This window comes from Streptomonospora sediminis, from assembly GCF_054778995.1.
Genome location: NZ_BAAGYZ010000040.1, coordinates 33,268 through 56,125, shown reverse-complemented (window position 1 = coordinate 56,125; position 22,858 = coordinate 33,268). Strand labels below are relative to the sequence as shown.

At 72.7% G+C, this 22,858-nt stretch carries 15 protein-coding genes, 1 other RNA gene and 1 pseudogene; 6 read left to right on the top strand and 11 right to left on the bottom strand.

Annotated elements, in window-relative coordinates; all coding sequences use genetic code 11:
* The 5 genes from ACYVD5_RS10680 to ACYVD5_RS10660 all read right to left on the bottom strand — a co-directional run.
* Nucleotides 1–3,883, bottom strand: a 3,883-nt coding sequence (locus tag ACYVD5_RS10680; protein ID WP_461000811.1) for an alpha-(1->3)-arabinofuranosyltransferase, incomplete at its 3' end; no start/stop codon positions are given.
* Nucleotides 3,884–4,167: 284 nt separating this feature from the next.
* Nucleotides 4,168–5,679 carry a glycosyltransferase family 4 protein gene (locus ACYVD5_RS10675; protein ID WP_461000807.1) on the bottom strand — a complete coding sequence of 504 codons (1,512 nt, stop codon included), beginning with the start codon at nucleotides 5,677–5,679 and terminating at the stop codon, nucleotides 4,168–4,170.
* A gap of 250 nt (nucleotides 5,680–5,929) precedes the next feature.
* A complete protein-coding gene (locus ACYVD5_RS10670) occupies nucleotides 5,930–6,070 on the bottom strand; it encodes a hypothetical protein (RefSeq protein ID WP_461000806.1) in 141 nt (46 codons plus the stop codon).
* Nucleotides 6,067–8,178: a hypothetical protein gene (locus tag ACYVD5_RS10665; RefSeq protein WP_461000810.1), complete on the bottom strand. Its 2,112-nt coding sequence runs from the start codon at nucleotides 8,176–8,178 to the stop codon at nucleotides 6,067–6,069. The genes ACYVD5_RS10670 and ACYVD5_RS10665 overlap by 4 nt, the downstream gene beginning before the upstream one ends.
* A 79-nt stretch (nucleotides 8,179–8,257) precedes the next feature.
* Entirely contained in the window at nucleotides 8,258–9,958 is a 1,701-nt protein-coding gene (locus ACYVD5_RS10660; RefSeq protein ID WP_461000805.1) for a GDSL-type esterase/lipase family protein, read from the bottom strand.
* A 730-nt stretch (nucleotides 9,959–10,688) separates the two neighbouring features.
* Here ACYVD5_RS10660 and ACYVD5_RS10655 point away from each other — a divergent pair.
* On the top strand, nucleotides 10,689–11,621 hold the full coding sequence (locus tag ACYVD5_RS10655) for a hypothetical protein (protein ID WP_461000804.1): 933 nt from the start codon (nucleotides 10,689–10,691) through the stop codon (nucleotides 11,619–11,621).
* A 136-nt stretch (nucleotides 11,622–11,757) separates the two neighbouring features.
* On the opposite strand, the gene ACYVD5_RS10650 is transcribed toward ACYVD5_RS10655, so the two are convergent.
* Both ACYVD5_RS10650 and ACYVD5_RS10645 read right to left on the bottom strand, forming a co-directional pair.
* Nucleotides 11,758–12,336: an NADPH-dependent FMN reductase gene (locus ACYVD5_RS10650; protein WP_461000803.1), complete on the bottom strand. Its 579-nt coding sequence runs from the start codon at nucleotides 12,334–12,336 to the stop codon at nucleotides 11,758–11,760.
* Nucleotides 12,337–12,678: 342 nt separating this feature from the next.
* Nucleotides 12,679–12,792, bottom strand: a complete 114-nt coding sequence (locus tag ACYVD5_RS10645) for an ADP-ribose pyrophosphatase (protein WP_461000802.1) — start codon at nucleotides 12,790–12,792, stop codon at nucleotides 12,679–12,681.
* A gap of 157 nt (nucleotides 12,793–12,949) precedes the next feature.
* On the opposite strand from ACYVD5_RS10645, the gene nagA reads away from it, so the two are divergent.
* The 3 genes from nagA (at nucleotide 12,950) to ACYVD5_RS10630 (ending at nucleotide 17,194) form a co-directional block, all read left to right on the top strand.
* The gene (gene nagA, locus ACYVD5_RS10640) at nucleotides 12,950–14,104 is read left to right on the top strand and encodes an N-acetylglucosamine-6-phosphate deacetylase (protein WP_461000801.1); all 1,155 of its coding nucleotides are present in this window, start codon (nucleotides 12,950–12,952) and stop codon (nucleotides 14,102–14,104) included.
* Nucleotides 14,105–14,440: 336 nt separating this feature from the next.
* Nucleotides 14,441–16,738: a glycosyltransferase family 2 protein gene (locus ACYVD5_RS10635; protein ID WP_461000800.1), complete on the top strand. Its 2,298-nt coding sequence runs from the start codon at nucleotides 14,441–14,443 to the stop codon at nucleotides 16,736–16,738.
* Between the two features lie 138 nt (nucleotides 16,739–16,876).
* Nucleotides 16,877–17,194, top strand: a complete 318-nt coding sequence (locus ACYVD5_RS10630; protein ID WP_461000799.1) for a hypothetical protein — start codon at nucleotides 16,877–16,879, stop codon at nucleotides 17,192–17,194.
* Between the two features lie 66 nt (nucleotides 17,195–17,260).
* Here the strand turns inward: ACYVD5_RS10630 and ACYVD5_RS10625 are convergent, their stop codons facing one another.
* On the bottom strand, nucleotides 17,261–17,908 hold the full coding sequence (locus ACYVD5_RS10625; protein ID WP_461000798.1) for a TetR/AcrR family transcriptional regulator C-terminal domain-containing protein: 648 nt from the start codon (nucleotides 17,906–17,908) through the stop codon (nucleotides 17,261–17,263).
* Between the two features lie 255 nt (nucleotides 17,909–18,163).
* On the opposite strand from ACYVD5_RS10625, the pseudogene ACYVD5_RS10620 reads away from it, so the two are divergent.
* Nucleotides 18,164–18,571, top strand: a pseudogene (locus ACYVD5_RS10620) (transposase); the annotation flags it as partial.
* Between the two features lie 8 nt (nucleotides 18,572–18,579).
* Here ACYVD5_RS10620 and ACYVD5_RS10615 read toward each other — a convergent pair.
* A complete protein-coding gene (locus ACYVD5_RS10615) occupies nucleotides 18,580–19,182 on the bottom strand; it encodes a YdcF family protein (RefSeq protein ID WP_461000797.1) in 603 nt (200 codons plus the stop codon).
* A gap of 186 nt (nucleotides 19,183–19,368) precedes the next feature.
* Here ACYVD5_RS10615 and ACYVD5_RS10610 point away from each other — a divergent pair, with 186 nt between their 5' ends.
* Entirely contained in the window at nucleotides 19,369–19,722 is a 354-nt protein-coding gene (locus ACYVD5_RS10610; protein ID WP_461000796.1) for a DUF6247 family protein, read from the top strand.
* Nucleotides 19,723–19,885: 163 nt separating this feature from the next.
* Here ACYVD5_RS10610 and ssrA read toward each other — a convergent pair.
* Together ssrA and ACYVD5_RS10600 are read right to left on the bottom strand one after the other, a co-directional pair.
* Nucleotides 19,886–20,257: a transfer-messenger RNA gene (ssrA, locus tag ACYVD5_RS10605) on the bottom strand.
* A gap of 598 nt (nucleotides 20,258–20,855) precedes the next feature.
* A complete protein-coding gene (locus tag ACYVD5_RS10600) occupies nucleotides 20,856–22,856 on the bottom strand; it encodes a penicillin-binding transpeptidase domain-containing protein (RefSeq protein ID WP_461000795.1) in 2,001 nt (666 codons plus the stop codon).
* Nucleotides 22,857–22,858: the final 2 nt, after the last annotated feature.

Sequence of the window (22,858 nt, the reverse complement as noted above, 5' to 3'; positions counted from 1 at the left end):
CCGGCGCACCGGCGGCTCGGTCCCGGCGGCGGGCCCGGTCGGCGGCGGGCCTGCGCACGGCCAGCACCGCGACCACCAGAGCGAACGCGGCACCCAGCGCGAGGGCCGCGTGGTAAGCCCCGTCCGGGGTGTAGCGCAGGGTGATCTGCCCGGAGGTGCCCTCCGGAAGCTTCCAGCCCTGCTTCCAGCCGTCCAGGCGCACCGGCTCCAGGGGTTCCCGGCGGCCTTCGGCGGTGGCCTCCCAGCCGTCGTTGAAGTTCTCGTTGACGACGAGGAAGCTGTCCTCTCCGGTGTCGACGGTGAAGCGCCGCTCGCTGCTGCCCCACTCGGACACGGTGGCGGCGCCGGCCATCTCGACCTCCGCCGCCCCGCCACCGCTGTTTCCGCCGTCCTGCTGTTGGCCGTCCTGCTGTTGGCCGCTCTCGGCCAGGACCGTGCCGGCTCCGGCCACGACCGCGGACCTCACCCGGTACTGGTTGCCCGGTTCGACGGTGAGCCGGTTACCGCCTTCCTGCAGCGGCACCGGCGAGCAGCTCTCGTAGTGCAGCGGCCGCCCTTCGGCCTGGTCCTGCAGCGTGCCCGCGGAGATACGGGTCTCCACCCGTTCGCCGTTGACCCGCAGAACGGGGCCGAGGCCGCACGCTGCGGCGGCGTCGCCTCCCTCGATGGCGGGCAGCGCCGCAACATCGGGCAGGGCGACGCGCCGCACCTCCAGCGGCTGGCCCTGCGGCGGGTCGAAGGTGATGCGCAGATGGTCGGTGGTGATGGGGTCGAAGCTCAGCCAGCCGCTCCCGTCCAGCCAACCGCTGCGGACGGTATCGCCGGCTTCGACGGTGACATGGATGGGGCGGGCGACGGAGCCGGGGCGGGGGAAGTCCACCCGCAGCCCGCCGATCTCGGTGCGCTCGCCCAGGTCGGCCTCCAGCCATGGCCGGTCCTCATCGGGGGCGGGGTACCACACGGTGGAGTCGTCGCCGTCGAACGCGCTGCGCCCCATCGCCGCGGGGTGGGCCACGGAGGTCGAGGAGGAGGTCACCTTCGGGTAGCCGCCGGCGCGGTTGGCGGCGTTCTCCACGTCGTGGGGGTCGGTCACCACGGCCTGCCCGGTGACGGTGTGCTCGTTGGCGGCGGCTCCGCTGCTCACTTGGAACGTGCGGTCGAAGGAGTAGGCGTCCTCGCCCTGCACGGCGAGGTCGGGGTTGCACGCCCACACCCGGGAACCGTCCATGCACCCCGGAACGGTGCCGGTGGAGCCGGTGAAGAGGAAGGACCCGGCGCCCGATCCGGCACCCTCGGGGCCGGGCACCTGCAGAGTGCGGTCGGCTTGCAGACCCGGCAGGGACACGCTGGTGATGCCCACCCGCGTGCCGAACCGGTACTCCGGCTCCCACGCCAACTCGTCGACACGGATGCGCAGGGTCGAGGTGGTGCCGGCGGGAGCGGTGAACTCCTGGGGGTCCTCGGTGGCGGAGACCGGTGCGGTGGTGCGGTCGTCGTCGGTGATCAGGCTGATCCGGGCGGGCGGCGGCTCGCCGGGGATCTGCTCGAACCCGATGGCGACCTCGCCGACCTCGCGCGGCTCCTCGAACTCGATCTCCAACCACTCGCCCTCTGCCCCGCCGAACGCGCTGGAGCGCCACGAGGTGTCTGCGGCGTCGTCGATCGCGGCGAACGGCATCCGGCCGGGGTCGCGCGTGGCCGGTGCGGCGTCGGCGCCGGACGCCGCCGAAGAGGCGGTGACCCCGGCGATGCCGTGGTACCGGGCGGTGGTGGTGTAGTCGCGCCAGGCGGGGTCGGTGATGTCGGGCGCCGGGGCGTCGCGCCGGTCCGCGCCGGCGGTGAGGGTGTTGCTGACGTTGCGGCGCACATCGGAGTAGACGACCTCGCGGCGGCGGACGGTGTCGGTGGCGACCGTGTCGGCGGGCGGGATCTGCGCGGCCCCGGGGTCGTCGCCGATGATGACCGGGCGGTCACCGGTCAGCACGCCCTGTTCGGCCAGGTCGAGCAGTGCTTCGGGGCCGCCGGTGACACGCACGGCCGTGTCGGCGGGCACGGTACCCACCCGCGGTGCGGCGCCCTCGACGGTGTAGACGTCCAGTGCCCGGTAGGGCTGATCGTAGAAACCGGACGCCTGCTGGGAATCGGCGGAGCCGACAGCGGGGCCGAAGGAGGCGGCGCGGGTGATGCCGGGCGAGTCGGCGAGCGCCTGGTGCACGCGGGCCGGCCAGCCGCCGTTGAGGCTTTCGCGTTCCAGGTCGTTGCGTACCAGCAGGTGGGTCACGCCCATGCGAGCCAGGGTGGCGGTGAGTCCGGCCGATCCCTGCCCCGAAGAGATCCGCTGGTCGATCTCCTGGTTCAGCCGCGACACCCCGGCGGAGCCCCACGGGATGATCTGGTGGTTGGTCCACGGGGTTTCCAGCAGCGGCTGCATCGGCTCGTCCATCGGGCGGCCCCACATGTACTCGCCGCGCGCCGAGCCGGGCACGGCCATGGTCATGCCGTCGCGGTTGTGGGACTCCAACCAGTTCGTCGCCTCGTACCAGTAGCCGGGGATCCGATCGAAACCGCCGGGGATTGCGGCCCCGACCGTGGCCACCGGGGTCAGCGTCGCGGCCACGGCCAGCGCGCAAACCGCCGCCGAGACCCGGTAGAGCCTGCCCGGTGCGGAGTCCGCGGGGCCGCCGCCGGACGGCAGCGGGCCGGCCTGCGCGCGGGCGGCGGCCCGGCGGGCGCGGCGGTCGGCGGTGTCGCGGGCGAGCACGACGGGGAGCTGGGCCAGGCCCAGAACCACCGGCAGCCGGACCAGCGCGTCGAACTTGTGGACGTTGCGGAACGGGCTCAGCGCCCCGTTCAGCAGGTCGCGCATCGGCTCGGCGGCGGGGCCGGTCAGCGCCCCCGTGTAGCCGGCGGCCACGATCGCGGTACCCGACAGCAGCGTGGTGATCAAAAACAGCCGTTCGGGTGTGCCGCGATTGGCCAGACCCGCCAGGCCCAGGCCCGCCACCAGCGCGGTCACCGCGATCAGCCAGACACCGGTGGACAGCTCCGCCCCGGCGGGCAGCGCGGATTGGCCCGGCACGGGCACGTAGCCCATCCAGTTCGAGGCGCCGCGCAGCACGTTGGTGAGCATGGTGACACCGGTGGTGGTGGCCGCGTCCTCGGTGTAGGGCATGAACGAGAACACGTAGCGGCCCATGAGCAGCAGCGGGACCAGCCACCAGAACGACACCAGGAACAGCGCCGACAGCCACCAGGCGAGCAGCCGCCGTTTGCGGGGGCCGGGCGCGCGGGTGAGCAGGTAGATCAGCGGCACGACCAGGACGGCCAGTTCGGAGGCTGCGTTGGTGCCGCCGCAGAACAGGAACGCCAGCGCCGACAGCATCGCCGTGCGCATCGGCGGGCGCCCGCGGCGGGTGCCGTGCACCAGGGGCAGCACGATCCACGGCAGCAGCAGCATCGGCTGCAGTTCCGCGGAGTTGTACGACAGCAGGGTGAGGACCCGGGGGGCCAGGGCATAGGCGGCGCCCGCGAGGATGCGGGTGTGCGGAGTGCCGATGCCCAGCGCTTCGGCGAGCTTGACCGTGCCGATAAACGCCGCGCACAGCAGCACCGACATCCACAGGCGCTGCACCAGCCACTCGGGCATGTCCAGCCCGATCAGCAGCGCGTGGAAGGGGCCGTTGGGGAAGAAGTAGCCGTAAGCCTGGTTCTGCAGCTGGCCGAAGTAGGCGGAGTCCCACAGGTGCAGGGCGCGCTGGAGGAAACCGAACGGGTTGATGGTCAGGTCGATCTTGGTGTCGCCGACGATCTTCGCGGGGCCGAGGCTGAACGTGATCCCGCATAGCAGCAGGCACGCCCCGAGCAGTTTGAGGCGGCGCAGCAGGACGGCGTCGTCGGGGGCGGGGGGCGGGTCGCCGGTGCTGCCTGCGCCGTCCGCGTCTCCCGGGGCGCCTGGGCCGGCAGGGTCCTCCGGTGCGCGGGGCCCGCCCGGTCCGCCGCGTTCGGCTGCGCTCTGGCGGCCGTCGCCGCCGCTGTCGGCCGGGACGTCCGGAGGGTCCGGGGCGGTTGGGCCGGTCAGGTCGCTGTCGGTGGGGTCGCCGTCGGCTGGGACCGCGGCGGCGCCGTCCGGCGGCTCGCCGTCTCGCTGCGCCCCGGCTCGGGGATCGGTCACCGGGCCGCCTTCGCGGGATGTGTCGGCGGGCCGGCAGCGGGCGCAGCGGTGCCGTGCGGGCGCGGCGCGGCGGCGGGAGCGGTGTGCGCGCGGGGTGCGGAGGCGGTGGCCGGGTTGCCGGTGGCGGGTTCCGCGGCGTCCCCCGCGGCGGAGGTGCCGGCGGCGAGCCGGGCCATGGCCGCGCCGCTGCGTTCCCAGGTGAAGCGGGCCGCCCATTCGCGGCAGGCCCGGCGGATCTGCGCGGCGCGGACGGGATCGCTCAGCTCCCGCAGGGCCGCGGCGACGACGTCGGTCAGTTCCTCCCCCTCCCGTACCAGCCAACCGGTTTCGCCATGGCGCACCGAGTCGCGCAGGCCGTCGACATCGTAGGCGACCGTGGGCACACCCAATCCCGCCGCTTCGATCACGGTCAGCCCCCAGCCCTCGAACTCGGAGGCCGTGACGTGCAGCAGCGAACTCGCGAGCACGGCGTTCTTCTGCGCTTCGAGCAGGAAACCGTGCAGGCGGACGTGGCTGTGCAGGGCGTCGCGGTCGATCTGCTCGGCCAGGGTGGCGCTCTCAGGGCCGCGGCCGACAACGTGCACACGCAGGTCGGGGTAGGCGCCGCGCAGGTCGCGGGCGATATCGACGATGCGGGAGACGCGTTTCTGCACCACCAGCCGGCCCAGGCTGACCAGGGCGGGCGACCCGGTTTCGGCCTCGCTGAGGAACCGGTCGGGTGCGACCGGTTGCCGGGGCGGGCTGCCGTTGTGGATGACGGTGATGGGGGCGCGCCAGCGCAGCTTCTCGTGCATGGCGCGGCGGGAGGACTCCGAAACCGTGACAGTGGGGCAGTTGCGGTACACGCGGGCGGCGACCGCGCCTTCAATGAATCTGCCGAACCAGGCCAGGGGGCGGCTGAAGTAGGCGTTGAACTGGAGGTCGTGGACGTGGTGCACGACGCTGACGACCCGGGTGCGGCGCGGCAGCACCAACCGGGAGAAGAACGGGATGCCGTTCATGCAATCCAGCGCCGTGTGGAACTCGCGGCGCCACAGCAGCAGCCAGAGCATCACCAGCGGGTAGACGGTGAACTTGCCGCCCATGCGGCGGATGACGATGCCGTCGCGGGTCTCGACGCGGGCCTGACCGGGTTCCTTGCCGGTGAGGAAGGTGACCACGGCGCCGCGGCCGGCGAGGTGGCGGCTGATGCGCCAGGCGTACTCTTCGGCGCCGCCGGCGGCGTCCTGCCAGGGGTCGCGCCAGTTGATCATCACGGCGCGCAGGCCGTCGAGCCGCGGTCCGCGGGAATCGTCCGGCGCGGTGGCATCGTCCACCGCGGGGTGGGGGGACTCGGCGGGGTCGGCGGGGCCCGCGGTTGCGGCGGGGTCGGCGGGGTCGGCCGGTCCGCCGGATCCGGGGGCGGGCGGCGGCTGCGGCGCGGTTTGCGGGCCGGGTACCGCAGCCGGGGCCACCCGCAGGCGGCCGCAGCCCGGTTCCGGGAATAGGGGTAGCTGCTGGAACGCCACATGCTCTCCTGTTCCGCCCATTCCGCCTGGTCACCCGGCGGGCGCGCGCCTGCCGGGTACGGCGCCCGGGCGATGAACCGAAAGCGGCGCACAGCCGGGGTGGGGGTCGGTGCGGACCGCACAGTGGGCTGCGGGGGCCGTAAGCGCGGACGGGCGCGCCCGCTGCGCGCTGGAGCCGGAGCCGCCTGGGGCGGGCGGTTCCGACTGCGCCGCCCCGGCAGGAGACCGCCGGGGACGGGGCGCGGTCGGGTCAGCGGTCGCCGTAGTTGTACAGCGACTGGTTCACCGGCTGCGCCGACGATGAGGTCTCGGTGGCGACGGTGGTGCCCACGAAGGCCAGCCCGCCCGCCAGAGCCGCACCGATGATGCAGGCGGCGACGATTTTGATCACGTGGGGTTCTCCTTCCGCGATACCGCACCGGGGGTCGGTCCGGCACGCCTGGAAACGAGACTAGAACCTGATACACCTAACGACCAGATAATTGCTCCAACTGTAACGAACCATGCCAGGGCTTCCAAGCCCGTGAGTGCGTCGGTTACCTGATCTACATGGTTATCCGGAACTTCCAGGAGCAGCAGTCGCGGGCCGGCGTGCACGGTGGCGGCCCGGGTCCCGGCGGACGAGAACCTGTTATCGCCTGCGAGCGGGCCGAGCGCAGCCGCCTCCCCGTCCCCGGTAAGCCCGGCGGCGGCCCGCCGCTCCAGCAGGATGTAGCGGATACCGAGATCGCCGAGGGACTCGACGTAGCGGCGGGTTCCGGGTTGTGCGGCGTGGAGCCGGTCGATGCGGCGGGCGAGCGGGTCCTCGCCCTCGGCGACCCGCACCCCGCCGCCGGATCCCACCCGCAGGTCGTCGTTCCAGACGGTGCGGCGGTCGAACAGCTTGGTGGCGGGGTCGAGTACGACGACTCTATGTCCGTCGGCACGCCAGTCAAGGCCCCGGTAGGCGCTCCAGGGCAGCACCAGCACCCGTCCGGGCCGGGGGTCGTGGTTCACCAGGCGCTGGACGCGGACCCACTCGCCGGGGTAGTCGACCGGTTCGAGCCGGCCTGCGGCCCCCCACAGCAGCCCGGCCAGCAGTGCGACGGGCGCCAGCGCAAGTACCGCCCCGAACAGGGCACCGGCACGTTCGGCCGGGGGGCGGGATGTGCGCCGCGGAGTCCGTGCTCGCAGCAGCCCCCACCAGCGGCGCGGCCGGGTTGTCCACAGGCCGGCGGACTCGGGTGGCGCCGCAGGAACCGAATCGGCTTGACTTGAAATAAGGGGTCCCCCCGGGACCTCCGCATCACCATGCCCCGCCCCGGGCGGTCCTACCGGGTGCGCCGAGTGCGCTGAGTGCCCCCCCGAGTGCGCCGCCGCGCTGCGGACCCACAGCACCGCCGCGCCGATACCGACCGCCTGCAGCAGCGCCAGCGGCGCCACGTAGAGCTGGCCGTCGCGCAGCGGCCCGAATCCCGGCCACAGGCCGATCAGGGCCGCCAGCGCGTCCCGGCCGGGTTCGGCCACCCCGGCCGCGGCGATGGAGAAACCGGCCGCCGCTGCCACCGAAACCCCCGCACCGAAGCCCGCCGCCCCGCCGCGCCGCAACAGCCATACCCAACCCGCCACGCCGGCCAGCGAGAGGGTTAACCGGCAGGCGGCCAGGACCGGTTGCCCGAACCACTCCGGGACAGCGTGGGCGTTCCAGATCCCGCCCAATGACACCAGGGAACCCACGGCGCCGAAGGGGGTGTCGGCGCGCGCGGCGAACAGGTCGACGGCCCCCGGGTCGGTGCGCGCCCCGCTGCCCAACGCCGGAACCAGCCACGGCAGCGACAACACCGCGATCGCCACCGCAACGACGCCCCCCGCCCGCACCGCGCGCACCGGACTGCGCCCGCCCAGTACCGCCACCGGCAACCCCACCAGCGCCGACAGCACCATCCCGGAGAACCCGCCGACCGCGGCCGGAAGCAGCGCCGGAACCAACCCGGCCGCATCGCGCGCCCGCGGCGGCCGCACCGCCGCGGCGAGCCGCCCCACCGCGGCCGCCACCCACGGCAGCCCCGCATAGCCCAGCAGCATCGCCCACTGCCCGAGTAGCAGCCGTTCGGCGACGAAGGGGTTCCACACATAGAACACGGCCGCGGCGGCGCGCGCACCCGCCAGGCCGGCGCCGACCGGGACAACAGCGCCGCCCGCGCCCCCTGCCGGGACAAGCCGCCCCGCCCCCGCTCCGGCCAGGGTGAACACCGCCATCAGCAGCAGCGCCTGGGCCAGGTCGCCCGGCAGCACCAAGCCCAGCGCCCCCAGCACCGCGTCGCTGGGCACCGCCCGCGGAAACCCGCCTCCGCCGCCCAGCGCCACTTCCGACAGCGGGGGGTTGGGCACCGCCACCATGTCGTAGCCCAGCACGTAACCGGGACCGAGTGCGGGGCCGAGCGCCAGGGCTCCGGCGGCGGCGCCCACGGCCCACGGCAACAGCCGGCCGAGCCGGTCGGCGGCGGGCCGCCGCGCCATCACCACGGCGGCGCACCGCCCGGCGCGGTGCCCGAGCGGCGGGCGGACACAGCGCGGCGCCGACGGGGCCCGGCGCCGTTCATTCGGGCGCCCTGACGGTCACCGAATCGGAGTAGCCGCCGCGCACGAAGTCGCGGTGGCTGCGGACCGCGAATTCCCAGCCCGCCGCGCCGTCCGCCGGGATCGACCAGCGGGTCCGGTCGTTGACGATGGCGACACTGTGCCACCCATCGCCGCGGTCCGGGCCCTGGGGGTCGGCCGGTCCGCAGTCCGGACCGGCCGTTCCGGAACCCGCCGCGCCGCCGGAATCGGGCGGATCCGCGGTCGGTGCAGCCGAACCGGAGCCGGAACCGTCATCGGGCCGTGCCGTCGGCGACTCCTCGGGCCCGGCGCAGTGCAGCGGACGGCGCCAGACCTCGTAGTGGGTTGCGGAGGAGACCTTGTCCCAGGTGAGTTCGGTGGCGCCGGGATCGGCGCGAACCCGGTCGGGCGCGGGCGGCGGATCGTCGGCCGGGACGATCTCGACCGGTTCGGACCGGGCTCCGCCGTCGCCGCCCTTGTACGGCTGGACCTGGAATTCGTAGGTGGCCCCGGCCAAGAGTTGATCGACGACCGCGGACGGCTGCCCGGATCCGGCCACCTCCATCGGCAGGCGCACCTGTTCGTCGGGGTCGGGTTCCAGCCGCTGCTGCAGCACCTGGTACCGGGTGGCGCCGGGGACCGGGTCCCAGGTCAGCCGTACTCCCTCGCGGGTTTCGGCGGCGGTGACCTCGGGCGCCTGCTGCGGGCCTACCGGGACATCGGGCAGCGGGCGCCGGTATGGGTCGCCGAAGTGCAGGGGGTCGGCCAGGGCGTCCGCGAAGGCCGCGGCGATCTTGAGTTCGCCGCGGGCGTTGGGGTGGGTGCCGTCCCAAGTGTCCTTGGCGGGTGCGTAGTCGGCGGCGGTGCGGGCGACGGTCACCGGGGAGTTGTCGCCGCTCATCTCGCGGGCCAGTGCGGGAAGCGCGGCGTTGAACTCGGCGATCCGGGCGTTCAGGTCGTCGTCGGCGTCCCTGCCCCACACGGGGGTGAGCTGGCCCAGCACCACCTGGATGCCGCCGTGGGCGACCCGGGCGGTGGTGACGGCGTCGCGTACGGCCGACAGCGCGTCGTCGGCCGAGTCGCCGTGGACGAAGTCGTTTACTCCGGCCATGAACAGCAGGTAGTCGGGGTCGTGCGCGGCGGTCTGCTCGCCGATGCCGGCGGCGATCTCGCGCGCGGTGGCGCCCCACTGGCTTGCGTGGTCGGTGTCGAAGCCGGGGGCGGCGTAGCTGGTGTCGCCGCGGTCGCGGTCGGCAAGGTTGAGCAGGGTGTCGTTGGGGCCGACGAACTCGACGTCGAGGCCGGACCGCTTGTTCAGGTGGCGCCACAGCCGGTAGCGCCAGGTGTAGTCGCCGCTGCTGCCCTGCGCGATGGAGTCGCCGGCGATCATGATGCGGGCGGTGCCGGCGGGCGGTTCGGCGGCGACGGCGGGGTCGGCGCCGGAACCGGGGGTGTCGGGGGCGTCGGTACGGAAGGTGCCTATGGTGCTCTGGATCAGCAGCAGGGTGATGAACATGGCGCCGATCATGATCGCGAACAGCCCGAGGGGTGTGGGGCGTAACCGGGGCGGCGCGTTGGCGGAGCCGGTGCCCAGCAGCCGCCGCAGGCGGAGCAGCCCGAGCAGCCGGGGTCCGCGCCCGGTGGATGGGGCGCCGACCGGCTCGGCCGACTCGGTCGGCTCGGTCGACTCAACCGACACGGCCGGGTCTGCTGCTGCCGTGGTGCCGACCCCGGCTTCTGCAGTGCCTGCCCCGGACGCGGGATCAGCCCCGGGAACGGAGTCGGCCCCGGCAGCGGCCCCGGAACCGGACGGCACAGCACTATCGCGGTCGCTGCGGCCGCCACGCGGCAGCCGCAGCGCACGCAAGAGTCTGCGGGCAAGGCGGCTGAGCCGGGCGGGAAGGCCGCCGCCCGGGGGATGGTGCTCGCTGGCCATGCCGCAATCACCCCCGCGGGTGGCGCGCGGCGTATACCGCCCGCGCCGGGAGCCGGAGCCGGGCGGTCAACGGATGGGGTGGCACGTGGGGTGTCCTCCGTGGCGGTCGGCGGGTGTCTCAGGCGGCGGGGCGCCGCGGTTGGCGGCCCTGCGGCGGCGCTTTGTGCGAGCAGCCACCGCAGAACCTCCACCCGATTGAACTCCACGGGACCGGCCGCCCGCATCCCGGGGTCCGCGCCTGTGGACAGACGGGACAACGACGATGCCGCCGCCGACCACCGCACCGCCACCACCGCTACGTCCGGCACCCGGGTTTGCGCTCCGGCTTCAGCGGTACCGGGCCACCCAGAGCGGTCAGGGCGCCGGGACCGGCCACCGCTGTGCGGGCCGATTCGGGTACCTTTGCCCGCAGTCCGCTTCCGCGCCGCACCCGCGGTCGGGGCCCGCCCGGCCGCGCGGGCAGTGCGCGGCCACCGTCCGGAAAGGCGGCGCCGTGATAGGCCTGATCGCCGCGCTGGTCTCCGCCGCGGTCTACTCGCTTGGGCTGACCGTCGAACAGCGGGCGCTGCACCGCGCTCCCGGGATCAGCGTGCACCGGCCGGTGCACCTGGCCCGCGTACTGCTGGGCAACCCCCGCTGGGTGGCGGGTTGCGCGCTGGCGGCCGCGGGCAGCGTCGGGCTCGTCATCTCGCTGGGCCTGGCCCCGGTCTCGGTGGTGCAGCCGGCCTTTGCCGGCGGGATCTCAACGATGCTGCTGGTCATGGCGCTGCTGCTGGGCGAGTCCATTACTCGCGGCGAGCGGCTGGCGCTGGCCCTGATGCCGGTTGCGCTGCTGCTGCTCAGCCTCTCCCTCTCTGCGGGCGGGCGCACCGGGACGACACCGGACCTGCCGCTGCTGCTGGGGGTCAGCGCGGTGACGGTGCTCGGCTGCGTCTTCGCGATGGCCGCCGCCGGACGCGCCGGACGCTACGTTTCGGCGGCGGCGATGGGCGCCGCCGCCGGGTTGGCGCAGGGTGTGGCGGGACTGCAGGGCAAGGCCGTCGGCGGCCTGCTCGCCGACAACGGCCTCGCCGCTGCCGTGCCGGCGGTGCTCGTGTCCCCCTATCCCTACCTCTATGCCGTCGGCTGGGCGGTGGGCATCGTGCTGTTCCAGACATCGATGCAGCGCTCCCGCGCCGCGGTGACCGCGCCGGTGGCCAACGTGACGGGCAATGTGTTCATGGTGGTGCTGGGCACCGTGGTCTTTGCCGAGGAGCTGCCCGATTCCCCGCTTCAGCTCGCCCTGCGCGCGGGCGGATTCGGGCTGACCCTGGTGGTCGTGGCGCTGATCCGCAGCAGCGCCGCCCGCGCCGAGGCCGACACCGCGCGCACCCGCGCCGACCGCGAGGGCGCGCAGCCGCCCGAGCAGGCGTCACCGGACCGCTGAACCGCGCAGCCGGACAGCCGGTGGCGGCCGCGGCCGCCTGCGGCGCCGCTCCTGGCCCGCCCCGGGCGCTCACCGCCTGCGGCCGGCCCCAGGCGACCGGCCGCGCCCCCGGCCCGGAGTCGGCCCAACACCGCCCTCAGACGCGTGCCGCCAACGCCTGTCCCAGGGCCGGTGCCGCGACCTCGGCCCATGCGCCGACAACCCCGTGCGGCTCGGTGAGTTCGCGCCGGCTCAGCAGCAGGCCGGGTTCCAGGACCCAGGCCCCGAGGTCGGCCAGCAGCACCCGCAGATCGTCCTCGATGGTGCGCCCGTTGCGCAGGTCCTCGATGACGGCCATCGGCACGGCAACGCTGTGGCCCAGTCCCAACTCCGGCAGGCGGTCGAGGAACACTTTCAGAAGCCCGGTGTAGCTGCCGTGCGCCTGCGGCGAGGCGACCAGCAGCACGTCGCTTCGGATCGCGGCCTCCTGCGCGTCGACGATGTCGCGGCCGGGTTGGGCGGCCAGCAGCGCCGGGCCGAGTTCGGCGAGGTCGACGACGCCCGGCCGTGCCGCGGCCGCCGGTGCGGGCGGCTCGCCGCGGTCGCCGGGGCCGCTTTCGGGGCCGGGGACCAGCGGCCCGACGAGGCCGCCGAGGGTTTCGGCCGCGTGGACGGCGGCGGCGCGGATCTCCGAACGCGGCTGCGGGGCGGCAACGAGAACGGTGAATCGGGTCATGATCAAGCTCCTGGTGAGTGCGGCCGGGCGGCGGCGGGCGGCGCGGGCGTGGAACGTCGGACCTGTCGGCCTTGCAGATGGCGTCGGCAGCGGGTGGTGGAGCGCTGTGCGGATGCTCCGCGCGGTCGCGGCCCGGTGCGGCGGCTGCCGCAGCACGGGCGCGGGAGCACCGGGACCGGTGGCGGATTCGGCTGCGGGCGGGGCGTGGGGCACCGGGCGCGCCGGGCTGATCAGGGCCGTGACCTCGATGTCCGCGGTCCGAGCGCGCCTGGCGGGGTGCGGGCGGCGCTGCGCCGCCGTTCCGGTGCCGGGTGGGGCCGGGGAGGGTGATCCCCGGCGGCGCTAGCTACGACAGAGCGCGCTGGCCTGCTGGCGCAGATCGACGTGCAGGCGCTGGACGAGCAGCTCACCGGCGGACATGTTCTCCATGATGATCGGGGTCCCGGCTATCGTCAATGCGGGGGCGGGCGCAATCGTCCGCCCTTCGCCGCGCCGGAATCCGCGCCGGGGCCCTGCCGCCGCTCCCGCACTCGGGGAGGACCGGGGCACCCTCCGCTGGGTCGCCGGCAGGCGGCGGGACAGGTGTGTTATCGGGCACAGGAGGGCGCGCGACATGGGCCAAGGGCCGACCGGGACGACGCTGGCGAACGCACGGCTGCTCACACCCCACGGTGTCCGGGCCGGCTGGCTGCGGGTGGAGGAGCAGCGCATCACGGCTCTGGGCACGGGTGAGCCGCCGGAGGGCGGCGCCGGAACCGTTGACGTCGGCGGGCGGTGGGTGCTGCCGGGTGCGGTCGATATGCACATCCACGGCGGTGCGGGTGCGGCGTTCACCGATGCCGACCCGGAAAGCGCCATGCGCATCGTGGAATTCAACCGCGAGCACGGCGTGACCACGCTGGTCGGCGGGCTGGTGGCCGCCGCACCGCGCGACACTCTCGACCAGATCGCGGCGTTGGCCGAGGTCGCCGACACGGGCGCGCTGGCGGGGGTGTACCTGGAGGGTCCCTACATCGCGGCGAGCAAGTGCGGCGCGCACGATCCCGCCCTGCTGCGCGAACCGGATCTGGCCGAGTTCGCGGCGATGTTGAAGGCCGGACGCGGCCACGTGCGGATGATCACCGTGGCTCCGGAGCTTCCCGGTGCGCTGGAGTTGATCCGCGCGGCGGTGTCGGAGGGTGTGGTGGCCGCCGTCGGCCACACGGAGGCCAGCTACGACCAGGCGCAGGCGGCCTTCGACGCGGGCGCCACCGTGGCCACGCACATCTACAACCAGATGCGTCCGCTGCACCACCGCGAGCCCGGGCCCATCGCCGCGGCCCTCAACGACGAACGTGTCACCGTCGAGCTGATCAACGACGGGGTGCACGTCCACCCGGCCGCGGCGCGGCTGGTGTTCGACAATGCCGGCACCGACCGGGTGGCGCTGATCACCGATGCGATGTCGGCGACCGGGCTGGGCGATGGCGAGTACACGTTGGGCAAGCTGCGGGTGCGTGTCGAGGACGGCAGGGCCCGTATCGCCGAGACCGGGCAGATCGCCAGCAGCACGATCGTGCTTCCCGACGCGATCCGGCGGGCCGTGCACACCATGGGCGTGCCGTTGGAGACCGCCGCGCACGCTGCCACGGCGGTGCCGGCGCGGGCACTGAACCTGTCCGGCGTGGGGTCGCTGACCGCGGGCGGCAAGGCCGACCTGCTGCTGCTGGACGACGACCTGTCCGTTGCCGGCGTCATGCACCACGGCGGTTGGGTCCGCCGGCCCTGATACCGGCTCTGCTCCCGGCCCTGGTCCGGCCCTGATACCGCGCGGCGCCGCGTTGTCCGCTCCACCGGACCGGACCGGCCGGAGTGCGGACCCGCCGGGAGCCGCTCTCCGGCCGGTCCGCCACCCGGTACAGCAGGCACCGCCGGATACGACCAATTCGCGCACTCTCCCAATGCACCCGATCCCGGCCGACCTGGCCACCAGGTGGTGGCGGATCGGTGTGTTCGGCTGCAAAGCGTCACGTGCGGCGATAGCCATGTGGCACACGGCTACTGCGTGGGTAGCCGCTCTCAGCACGTCGCCGCCCAATGCGTGCAGCCACAGGGGGAAGAATCGATGGACATCGCCGTGTCGGTGGTCGTTCCGGCTTACAACACCTCGCGGGGCATTCTGCGGGGGCTTGAATCGCTGCGCCGGCAGACCCTGCCGCGCGAACGTTTCGAGGTCGTCTATGTCGACGACGGCTCCACCGACGGCACCGGCGAATTGCTCGACACCGAACTCGCCGGCGAACCCAACTTCTCCGTGGTGCACATCGACAACTCCGGCTGGCCGGGCAGGCCCCGCAACGTCGGGGTGGAGCACGCCCGCGGCGAGTATGTGTTCTTCATGGACGACGACGACCGCCTCGGCCCGGAGGCCCTTGAACGCCTCCACAACCGGGCGGTGCAGGACGGCGCCGACATCGTCGCCGGCCGCATGGCCGGTGTCGGCCGCGGCGCCCCGCGCGAGGTCTTCCAGCAGCCGATGTCGCAGGGCTCGCTGCGCACCCACCCGGTGCTGCTGAGCACGCTCACCGTGCAGAAGCTGTTCCGCCGCGCGTTCCTCCGCGACCGCGGACTCGCCTTCGCCGAGGGCAGGATCCGCCTGGAGGACCACATGTTCATGCTGCGCGCCTACCTGGCCACCGACCGCGTGTCGGTCGTGCACGACTACACCTGCTACTACTGGGTGCGCAACGACGGTTTCGGCAACATCTCCTTTGCCCCCAAGGAGCCTGCGGAGTTCCTGGCCAGCATCGAGCAGATCTTCGACATCATCGACCGCGAGGTCGAACCGGGCGCGTTCCGAGACCGGCTGATCGCCCACTGGCTGCGTTCCAAGCTGCTCGGCCTGTTCCAGGGGCGCAAGTTCCTGCGCCAGGACCCCGAGCGCATCGCCCTCATGCACCGGCTGGCGGGCGACCTGGTGCGTCGGCGCGCCACCGAAGGGGCGCTGCGCAGGCTGAACGCGTACTCCAGGTTGCGCGCGGCCGCGCTGACCGCCGACGACCCCGCGCTGCTGCGTTCGGTGGCCGAGTTCGAGGCGGAAACCGTGCACCGGACCCGCATCACCGGTTTCCGGTGGCAGGGCACCGAACTCGTGGTCGGCACCGAAACCACGTTGGAGCGCAAGTCGACCGGTGCCCCCATGGAGTTTGTGCGCGAAGGCTCCCGCGTCTACTGGGACCTGCCCGGCGACCTGGCCGCGGTGCCCGCCATCAAGCAGGCGGCCGAGATCAGCGGCGAACTACCCAAGATCGTGCACCGGGCGTTCGCCTCCCGTTCGGGCGACCCTGCCGAGGTCAAGCTGCCGTTGGAGTTCCAACGCCGCGAGGAGGCCGGCAGCGCCCCCGGCCGTTTCCGGCTGCGGCTGACCGGATCGATGCGGATCGACGCCGCTGCGGCCGACCACGGCCGGGCGGTCACCGGAACGTGGTCGTTCGGCACCCGCGTGGTCATCGGCGGTATCGGCAGCAATCAGAGCGTGGGCCCGGACCGCTCGGACGAAGCCCAGCGCACCCGCGCGCCCGCATTCATCGGCGCCGGGCGGTCGGCGCGGTTCGTCAACGTCTACTGGAACTCGGCCGACCTGCTCACGCTGACCACGCAGGGCAGTTGGCGCCCGCTGCGCCGCGCCCTGCGCACCGGACTACCCGCGGCGGTTGCGCGTACGGCGTCGGGGCTGCGGGTGGAGATCCCGCTGGCGGTGCAGGCGGCGGCGTCGGGGACGCTCACGCTGACCTGCGCGGCCGAGGGCCGCCCGCCTGTCAGCGCCGAGGCGCGGGTCTGGGCGCCGCCGCGCGAGCCCGACGGCGGCCGCGCGCTGCCGACCGCGGTGCTCAGCGCGGCCGTGCCCGTGCCGCGGGGGCCGGGTGTGCTGCACATCGGGGTGGGCGACGGCGACGAGCACACACCGCTGGGGCTGGACCTGTACTGGACCCCGCTGGGCTGGCGCATCGGCCGCTCCCATGGCTCGCTGCCGCAGCGCTGCGTGAACGCGGCGAACCGCAGCGCGCGGCGCCTGGCCCGCCGGCTGCCCGCCCCGGTGCGCCGGATCGCCGTTGGCGCCCGGGACACGTTGCGCGCCTCGACCGCCGGTGCCGGCACCGGCGTCGGCCTTGCCGGCCGGCAGCAGGACGGCACGCAGCAGGACGGCCCGGCTGCCGTGCCGCGCCAAGCCGATCGGGAGGCTGCCGGTGCCGGCGCCGACCGCGGCCCGGGTTCCGCGGCACAGGAGGCCGCACCGGCCGCCGCAAGCCAAGGGAGCGGCAGCCACTCGGCAAAGGCCGCCAAGGCGGCCGACGCTGCCCAGACGGACGGCGCATCCGGGGCCGCCGATCCGGCGCCCCCGGCCCCGGCGCAGCACGGGTAGCAGCGGCGCCAGCCGCGCCGACCGCCCGTCCGGGCAGGCGGCACCCGGCGTGTCACAGCCACGTTAAGCAACAAATAAAGGACAGAGAGTGACAATGGCGGGAGAGTGCGACTCACAGCTACTACCAAGGAGGCCGCCGTGGCCGACAGTCCCGGCACCCGCCGTTCCCGCACCGCTCCCACCGCACCGGCCGACACGGCCGGACGCACCCATCTGGCCCGGCTGGCCGCGGAGGTGACCCAGCACGGCGTATGGGCGCGCGTCATCGACGACGCCACGCCCTACTTACGGGTCAGCAACCCGGATTCGGAGTACGCCGTCGAGGACGTGTTCTGCGAACCGCGGGGCCGCGAGCACGCGTTCGTCGCGTCGTTCGGCGTCTACCTCGGCAACAGCGGCGGCATCGAACCGGCCGCACGCAGGATCGCCTGGCTGGTCGGGGCAACCGCCGGGTGACCGCGACCGCGGATCCGGCGCGCCGAGCGCAGCGGGCCCCGCTCCGGGGCCCGGGACGCGGCGCCGTCACCGGTCTTCGGCGAGCACCGCGTTCAGCCCGGCGAGCACCACGCGCAGCCCGAAGTCGAAACGCCCGTCGAAGTCGAGGAACACGCCGACCGGGGCATCGGCACCGTCGGCGGGCTCCCAGCCGTGCAGCGCAGCGGCCGGCACACCGGCCGCGCCGCCGTCGGCGCTCTGCTGCTCGAGCACCTCGCCGATGACGTAGCAGGCGATCGTCGTGTTGGCCCGCATGGCGGTCTCCGCGGGAAAACCGGCGTCGCGCATCACCACGAGCATCGTCTCGGCAAGGGCGAGCGTGTGGTTCTTTGCGGCGCAACTGCCGCCGACAATGCGGGCTCCGTCGCGCTGTTCGAGCAGTGTCTCGCGCATTGCCCGCGCCAGGACCGCCGCGCACTGCTCCCAGTCGGCACCGTCCAGGACGGCGCGGTCGAGGACCCCGCTCAGGATCATCTCGGCCATCTCGTCGAGCAGGGCCTGCTTGCCGTTGAACAACCGGTAGATGGTGGGAAGCTGCACACCGAGACTGGTCGCGAGCCGGCGCATGGTCAGCGATTCGAGCCCGCTGGTGTTCACCAGAGCAAGCGCCGCCCGCGCCACCGAATCCGCCCGGACTGATCCGCGCACGTTGACCGCTTGATCCCGTGATGGCACCGCAAGACGCTAACACTGATTCAGTCATTGCACCATAACGGCGTTAACAATAAGCGGGGGCGGTGCCCGCAGCAGTGCGGCGCACTCGGCCCTGCGGCTCCCGGGCCGCCGTGGCGGGAGCGCTGCCGCGACCTTCCGGACCGCTCCGAGCGGCCGCGGCACCGATCCGTCCGGTCCCACGACCGCCTTAAAACCCCTAACGAAATGATCTCTGAGGTGGTTGGATCACTCCGGAGCTGGTGATCTGGGGGTGCGGCGGTCGACGGCTCTCATATCCGAGCGTTAAAGAGGACTCCGAGACCGGACGAAGCCCCGCCGACCGGGGCAGGACGGGCAGCAAGCACCACCTGATCACCGACGCCGCCGGCATCCCACTCGCCGTCACCCTGACCGGCGGCAACCGCAACGACGTCACCCAGCTCATCCCGCTTCTGCATGCTGTGCCGCCGGTGCGAGACAAGCGCGGCCGGCCCGGACGTGCTACTGGCCGACCGCGGCTACGACCACGACAAATACCGCCGTCTCGTCTGGGATCTCGGTGTCAAACCGCTGATCGCCCACCGCGGCACCGAGCACGGCTCCGGCCTGGGCACCCAACGCCGGGGCGTGGAGCGCACGTTCGCCCACCTGAACTGTTTCCGCCGACTGCAGATCCGCTGGGAGGCGGCCGTCTACAGCGAGACCTTCCGCTCGTCGGCCTTGAGGCCACGGAGCGTCCAAAGTCCGTACAGAGCCAACAAGGGTTTGACGACCATCCATTCGCCGAGGCGGTAGTCATCCGCGCGCACCAGCCTCTCTGCAAGATCGGGGCGCTGCCGCCGCAAGTACGCACGGGCCTTGAGCGCATGAGCTGGCTGGGAGGCAATCTTGATGCAAGAATCCACGTCTTCAAGCAGTGGGATCACGTTCGTGATGTTCTCCCATGTCGTCGCGCTTTGGTCTTCGAGGAGCACCGTGCCGTCGAACTCGAGCACCGACTTCGCGTAGTCAGCCATCAACTGGGCCTCCGTGGCGCCGCTGCTGGTCGCACCACCGCTGAAGATCACGCAGGTCCCATGTGCACCGTCAGCGGCGATGGAGCGGATTCCCGCACGGACTCGCCATTGGTTGATCAAATTGGCCGTCGCTTGAGGATTCCGGTACCCCAACACCACCACGGCCGCGGAAGCGCCCCCGCTGCTCCCCACGAGCGCTCGAGACCAGCGCCAGTTCAACCACTCGCCCCAGGCCAGGGCTGCAACCCCAGCTATCGCCAGTCCCGCCCTTCGCCTCATGCGGCGATTCTAGGACGCCTCGGTATTTGGCCGCCAAAGAACCAGCAACGCTACAGACGACGCATGCTGTCAGGAGTTCTTAAACCTCTGGGAACACCCGTTCGAGGGTGGTCCGCGAACAGGAGACAGGTGGACACGGCGGCAATATGCTTGGGCCTGTTCAACCAGTGACCTGAAGGGGCGCTTATGACCAGTCTGCACGCAGAGGGTGATGAGCCGTTGATCCCCATGCCGGCGCTCCGCCTGCGCGATCTCCGGTCGGCCGTCGCCGCCGTGGCGCCGTCGTCTCTACCGGAGTTCTTCGAAGAGATGCAGCAGGCGTTCACTGATGCCGAGCAGGCCGGCAGCGTCTACCCGCTCCGCGGTTTCCTCCACAAGTGGGCTCTCATCGTCGCCATGGAGCGGCATCCCGGCACCGCGCGCCGTCTGCACGAGGCTGAGAAGGCCATGCAGAGCCCGGACCGCGGTGTGCGCGACCAGGCGATCCGCGAGATAGCCGACATCCTGCCCTTCGTTGACAGCGATGTCGCAGCCAACTGAGCCGGACAGTGCCGCAGACAGCAAAAAGCCCCCGACCCTGGTGGGCCGGAGGCTCTTGTGCGAAGTCCGGGGATCCGGGGTCGCCCCCAGAAGAAACAATGAGACGACCCGGCGAGCGCGGTTGCGCGCGAGCAGGGTCGTCCCAGGGGTCTCGCATTCGATCCGGTGGAGGTGGCGGGAATCGAACCCGCGTCCTTCGATGACGAGTCAAGGCTTCTCCGAGCGCAGTTCGCGGTTAGCGTTCTACTCGGCTCCAGCGCTCCCACGAACGGGTCGCTGACGAGCCCAGCCACGTGAATGTCCCACTCAGGCCCCGTGGCCTGATCTGAGCGGTGAGTCCTCTGAACGGTGCCGGACACTGGACCGAGGACGAGTCCAGGCCGACAGAGTCGCTAAAGCTTAAGCAGCGAGAGCGAACTCAGTGCGCTTAGAATTGGCACTTGTATTTAGCGCGAAGCAGGATTTACGAGGTTACATCGCAACCCTCGGCTCGCTTCCCTTGACACGGCGATCAAAGTCGAAACCGATCACCCCCTGTGCAGTTTTCAACGGGCCGGAGCCCGCAAGCGGGGCACCCACCGGTGTCCCTCGCGATCTAACGCTACCTGTAGAACACCGCGGGTACCAAGCTGATTCCCGGTATCGCAGCCGATTTGCGATCTTTGGGTGCGGGCGGCGAGGGGGCCCGCCGGAGCCCGGGTGTGTGCACCGGCTGCAACCGGCAACCGGCACCCGCCGAGCCGGACCGCTCCCCCGGGCGGCCGGCCGGAGCGCTGGGCTCGGCCGGCTCCGGGCAAGAGAATCCCTCGCGGGCGCGGACGGGAACCATCGACGCTGCCCGCGAGGGCGGCCGGCAGGGTCGGGCCGGCCTTTTCTTTCGGCAGGGCCTCCCCCGAGACGAGGTCCTGCCTCCTGTGGACCGGTTCCGCAACCCCCTTTGCGGTTCCAGTCACCCGGGAAGACGCACGTTACCCCCGCCAGGGTTGCTTCTCCACGGATTTTTTTCTCGCTTCGGACAACGCACCCCGCTCCGGCGCGATTCCCCGCTGCGGACCGGCGATGGCCGGTGCCCGGCGGCACCGACGGCAGTCAGCAGCACCAGCGGCACCCGGCGGCTCAGACCGCCGCGGGCGCTACTCGGCGGGTACCGTTCCGCCCTCGGGCTGTGCGGCGCCGGCCGGAGATCCCTGCTGGGGCGTGCCGTCCTGGGGCTGCCCGCCCTGGCCGCCGCCCGCGCCTTGCGGGCTCTGCTGGGCGAGCTGCTCGGCGTAGTCGGCGGGCAGTTGCTGCAGGAACGCACCGCCGGCGTTGACCGCGTACTGCTCCCAGAGCCGGATGGAGGGGTCGACCTCGGCGACCACCGCGAAGGCCATGCTGCCCTGGTAGCCGACGAACCACTGCACCGCGGTCTCGCGCCCGCGTATCTTCTGCGTGGTGTTGGCCATCTGCCCGTGCACCGGGACCGTACCGACATTGGCGTTGGTGGCGCTGACCTCGACCGTCGAACGCATCATCGCCCGCACCTGCTTGACGGCCTGCGGGTCCAGCTTCTTGTTCGCCGCGTTCGCTTGGGCGTCCTCGTCGCCGGCCACCAGCCGCGGCGGATGCCAGGCGCCGTCGCTGATGGCTCCGGCGGCCAGGGCCATCGACAGCGGGCTGACGCGCACCTGGTCGGTGCCTGCCATGGCCGCAGCGGTGGCGCCAGGGGAATCGGGAGTGGTGAACTTCCCGGTGGAAACGGGGACCGGCAGCCGCCAGTCGCCGCCGATACCGAAGTCGCGCGCCGCCGACTCGATGGCCTCGGCGCCGACCTTGTTGCCCATGCGGGCGAAGGCGGTGGTGCAGGAGTAGCTGAAGTTCGTCGCCAGATCGGGCCGGCCCGACAGGCCGGTGTTGTTGGGCGTGGTGAACTTCCGGCCGCCGACCGAGGTCTGGTTGTCGCAGGCCATGGTGTCGTTCGCGGTGTAGGCGCCGCTCCGCAGGGCGCCCGTGTAGGAGATGATGCTGAACGCCTCGCCGGGCCGGTATTCGGCGGTGAACGCGCCGTCGTCGGCCGAGCCCTGGCTGCCCGCCGCCGCCAGGACGTGGCCGGTGCGGGCATCCAGCGCGACCACATAGCCCTTGCCGGGCAGGGTGTCCAGCGCGGCCTGGCCGGCCTGCTGCGCACGGATGTCCAGGGTCGTGTTCAGCGAGCCGCTCTGCAGCCCGGGCCAGGAGTGCAGGGTGCCGGTCTCGTTGCCCTTGCCGTCGAGCGTGACGACCTTGGTGGTCGCCGTGCCGGCCAGGCGCTGCTGGAAGACGTTCTGCAACCCGCTCAGCCCCACCGTGTCTCCGGCCTGGTAGGGGCCCGCCACCCGCGAGGACACGTTGTGTTCGGAGGTGCCGGCCACCTCGCCGACGACCGGTGCGGCGGTGCGCGGCTTGAGCCGCATGTCGATCTGTTCGGTGCGCACCCCGGGGATCGCCTTGGCGCGTTTCTCGACCTTGGCGCCGACATCGCCCGTGCGGGTCAGCACCAGCGGCTGGAACTCCTGCGGCGGCGCCGAGCGGACCCGGTCCAGCAGCGGCCCGTCGTCCTCGTCGAGCAGCTTGGCGAGCTTGGCCACGCCGGCTTCGGTGTCGTCCATCTGCGCGGGTACCACGCCGAACGCGGTGGCGCCGGTCGTGCCGACGAGCGGTTTCTCGTTGCGGTCGTAGATCTGCCCGCGGTCGGGGATGTCGTAGCTGACGGCCATGCGCTCGTCGGCGTCGAGATCCGGGTGAATGACCGAAGGCGACCAGTCGATGACCCAGCCCTGCGGGCCGTCGCGCAGCGACATGCCGCCGTCGTAGTTCCACACGGGGTCGCCGATGCCGAGGTCGGCCTGGGCGCTGAACTCCGCCTCGGCGGAGTCGCCGTCCTGGCTGATGGGCCCCATCGCGAAGCTGAGCCCGGCCAGGTCGAGCTGGCGGCGGGCGTCCTTCAGCGTCGCGGCGACCTTGTCGGTGTCGCCGTTGGTGTAGGCCGCGGCGTTCGAGTAATCGCCGGCCTGCCATTCCAGCAGGAAGTTGCGCACCGCGACCTCGGGCGAGGGGTTGGTGGTACAGCCGGAAACCACCGCGGCGACGGCGAGCCCGGTTCCTGCTGCCAGCACAC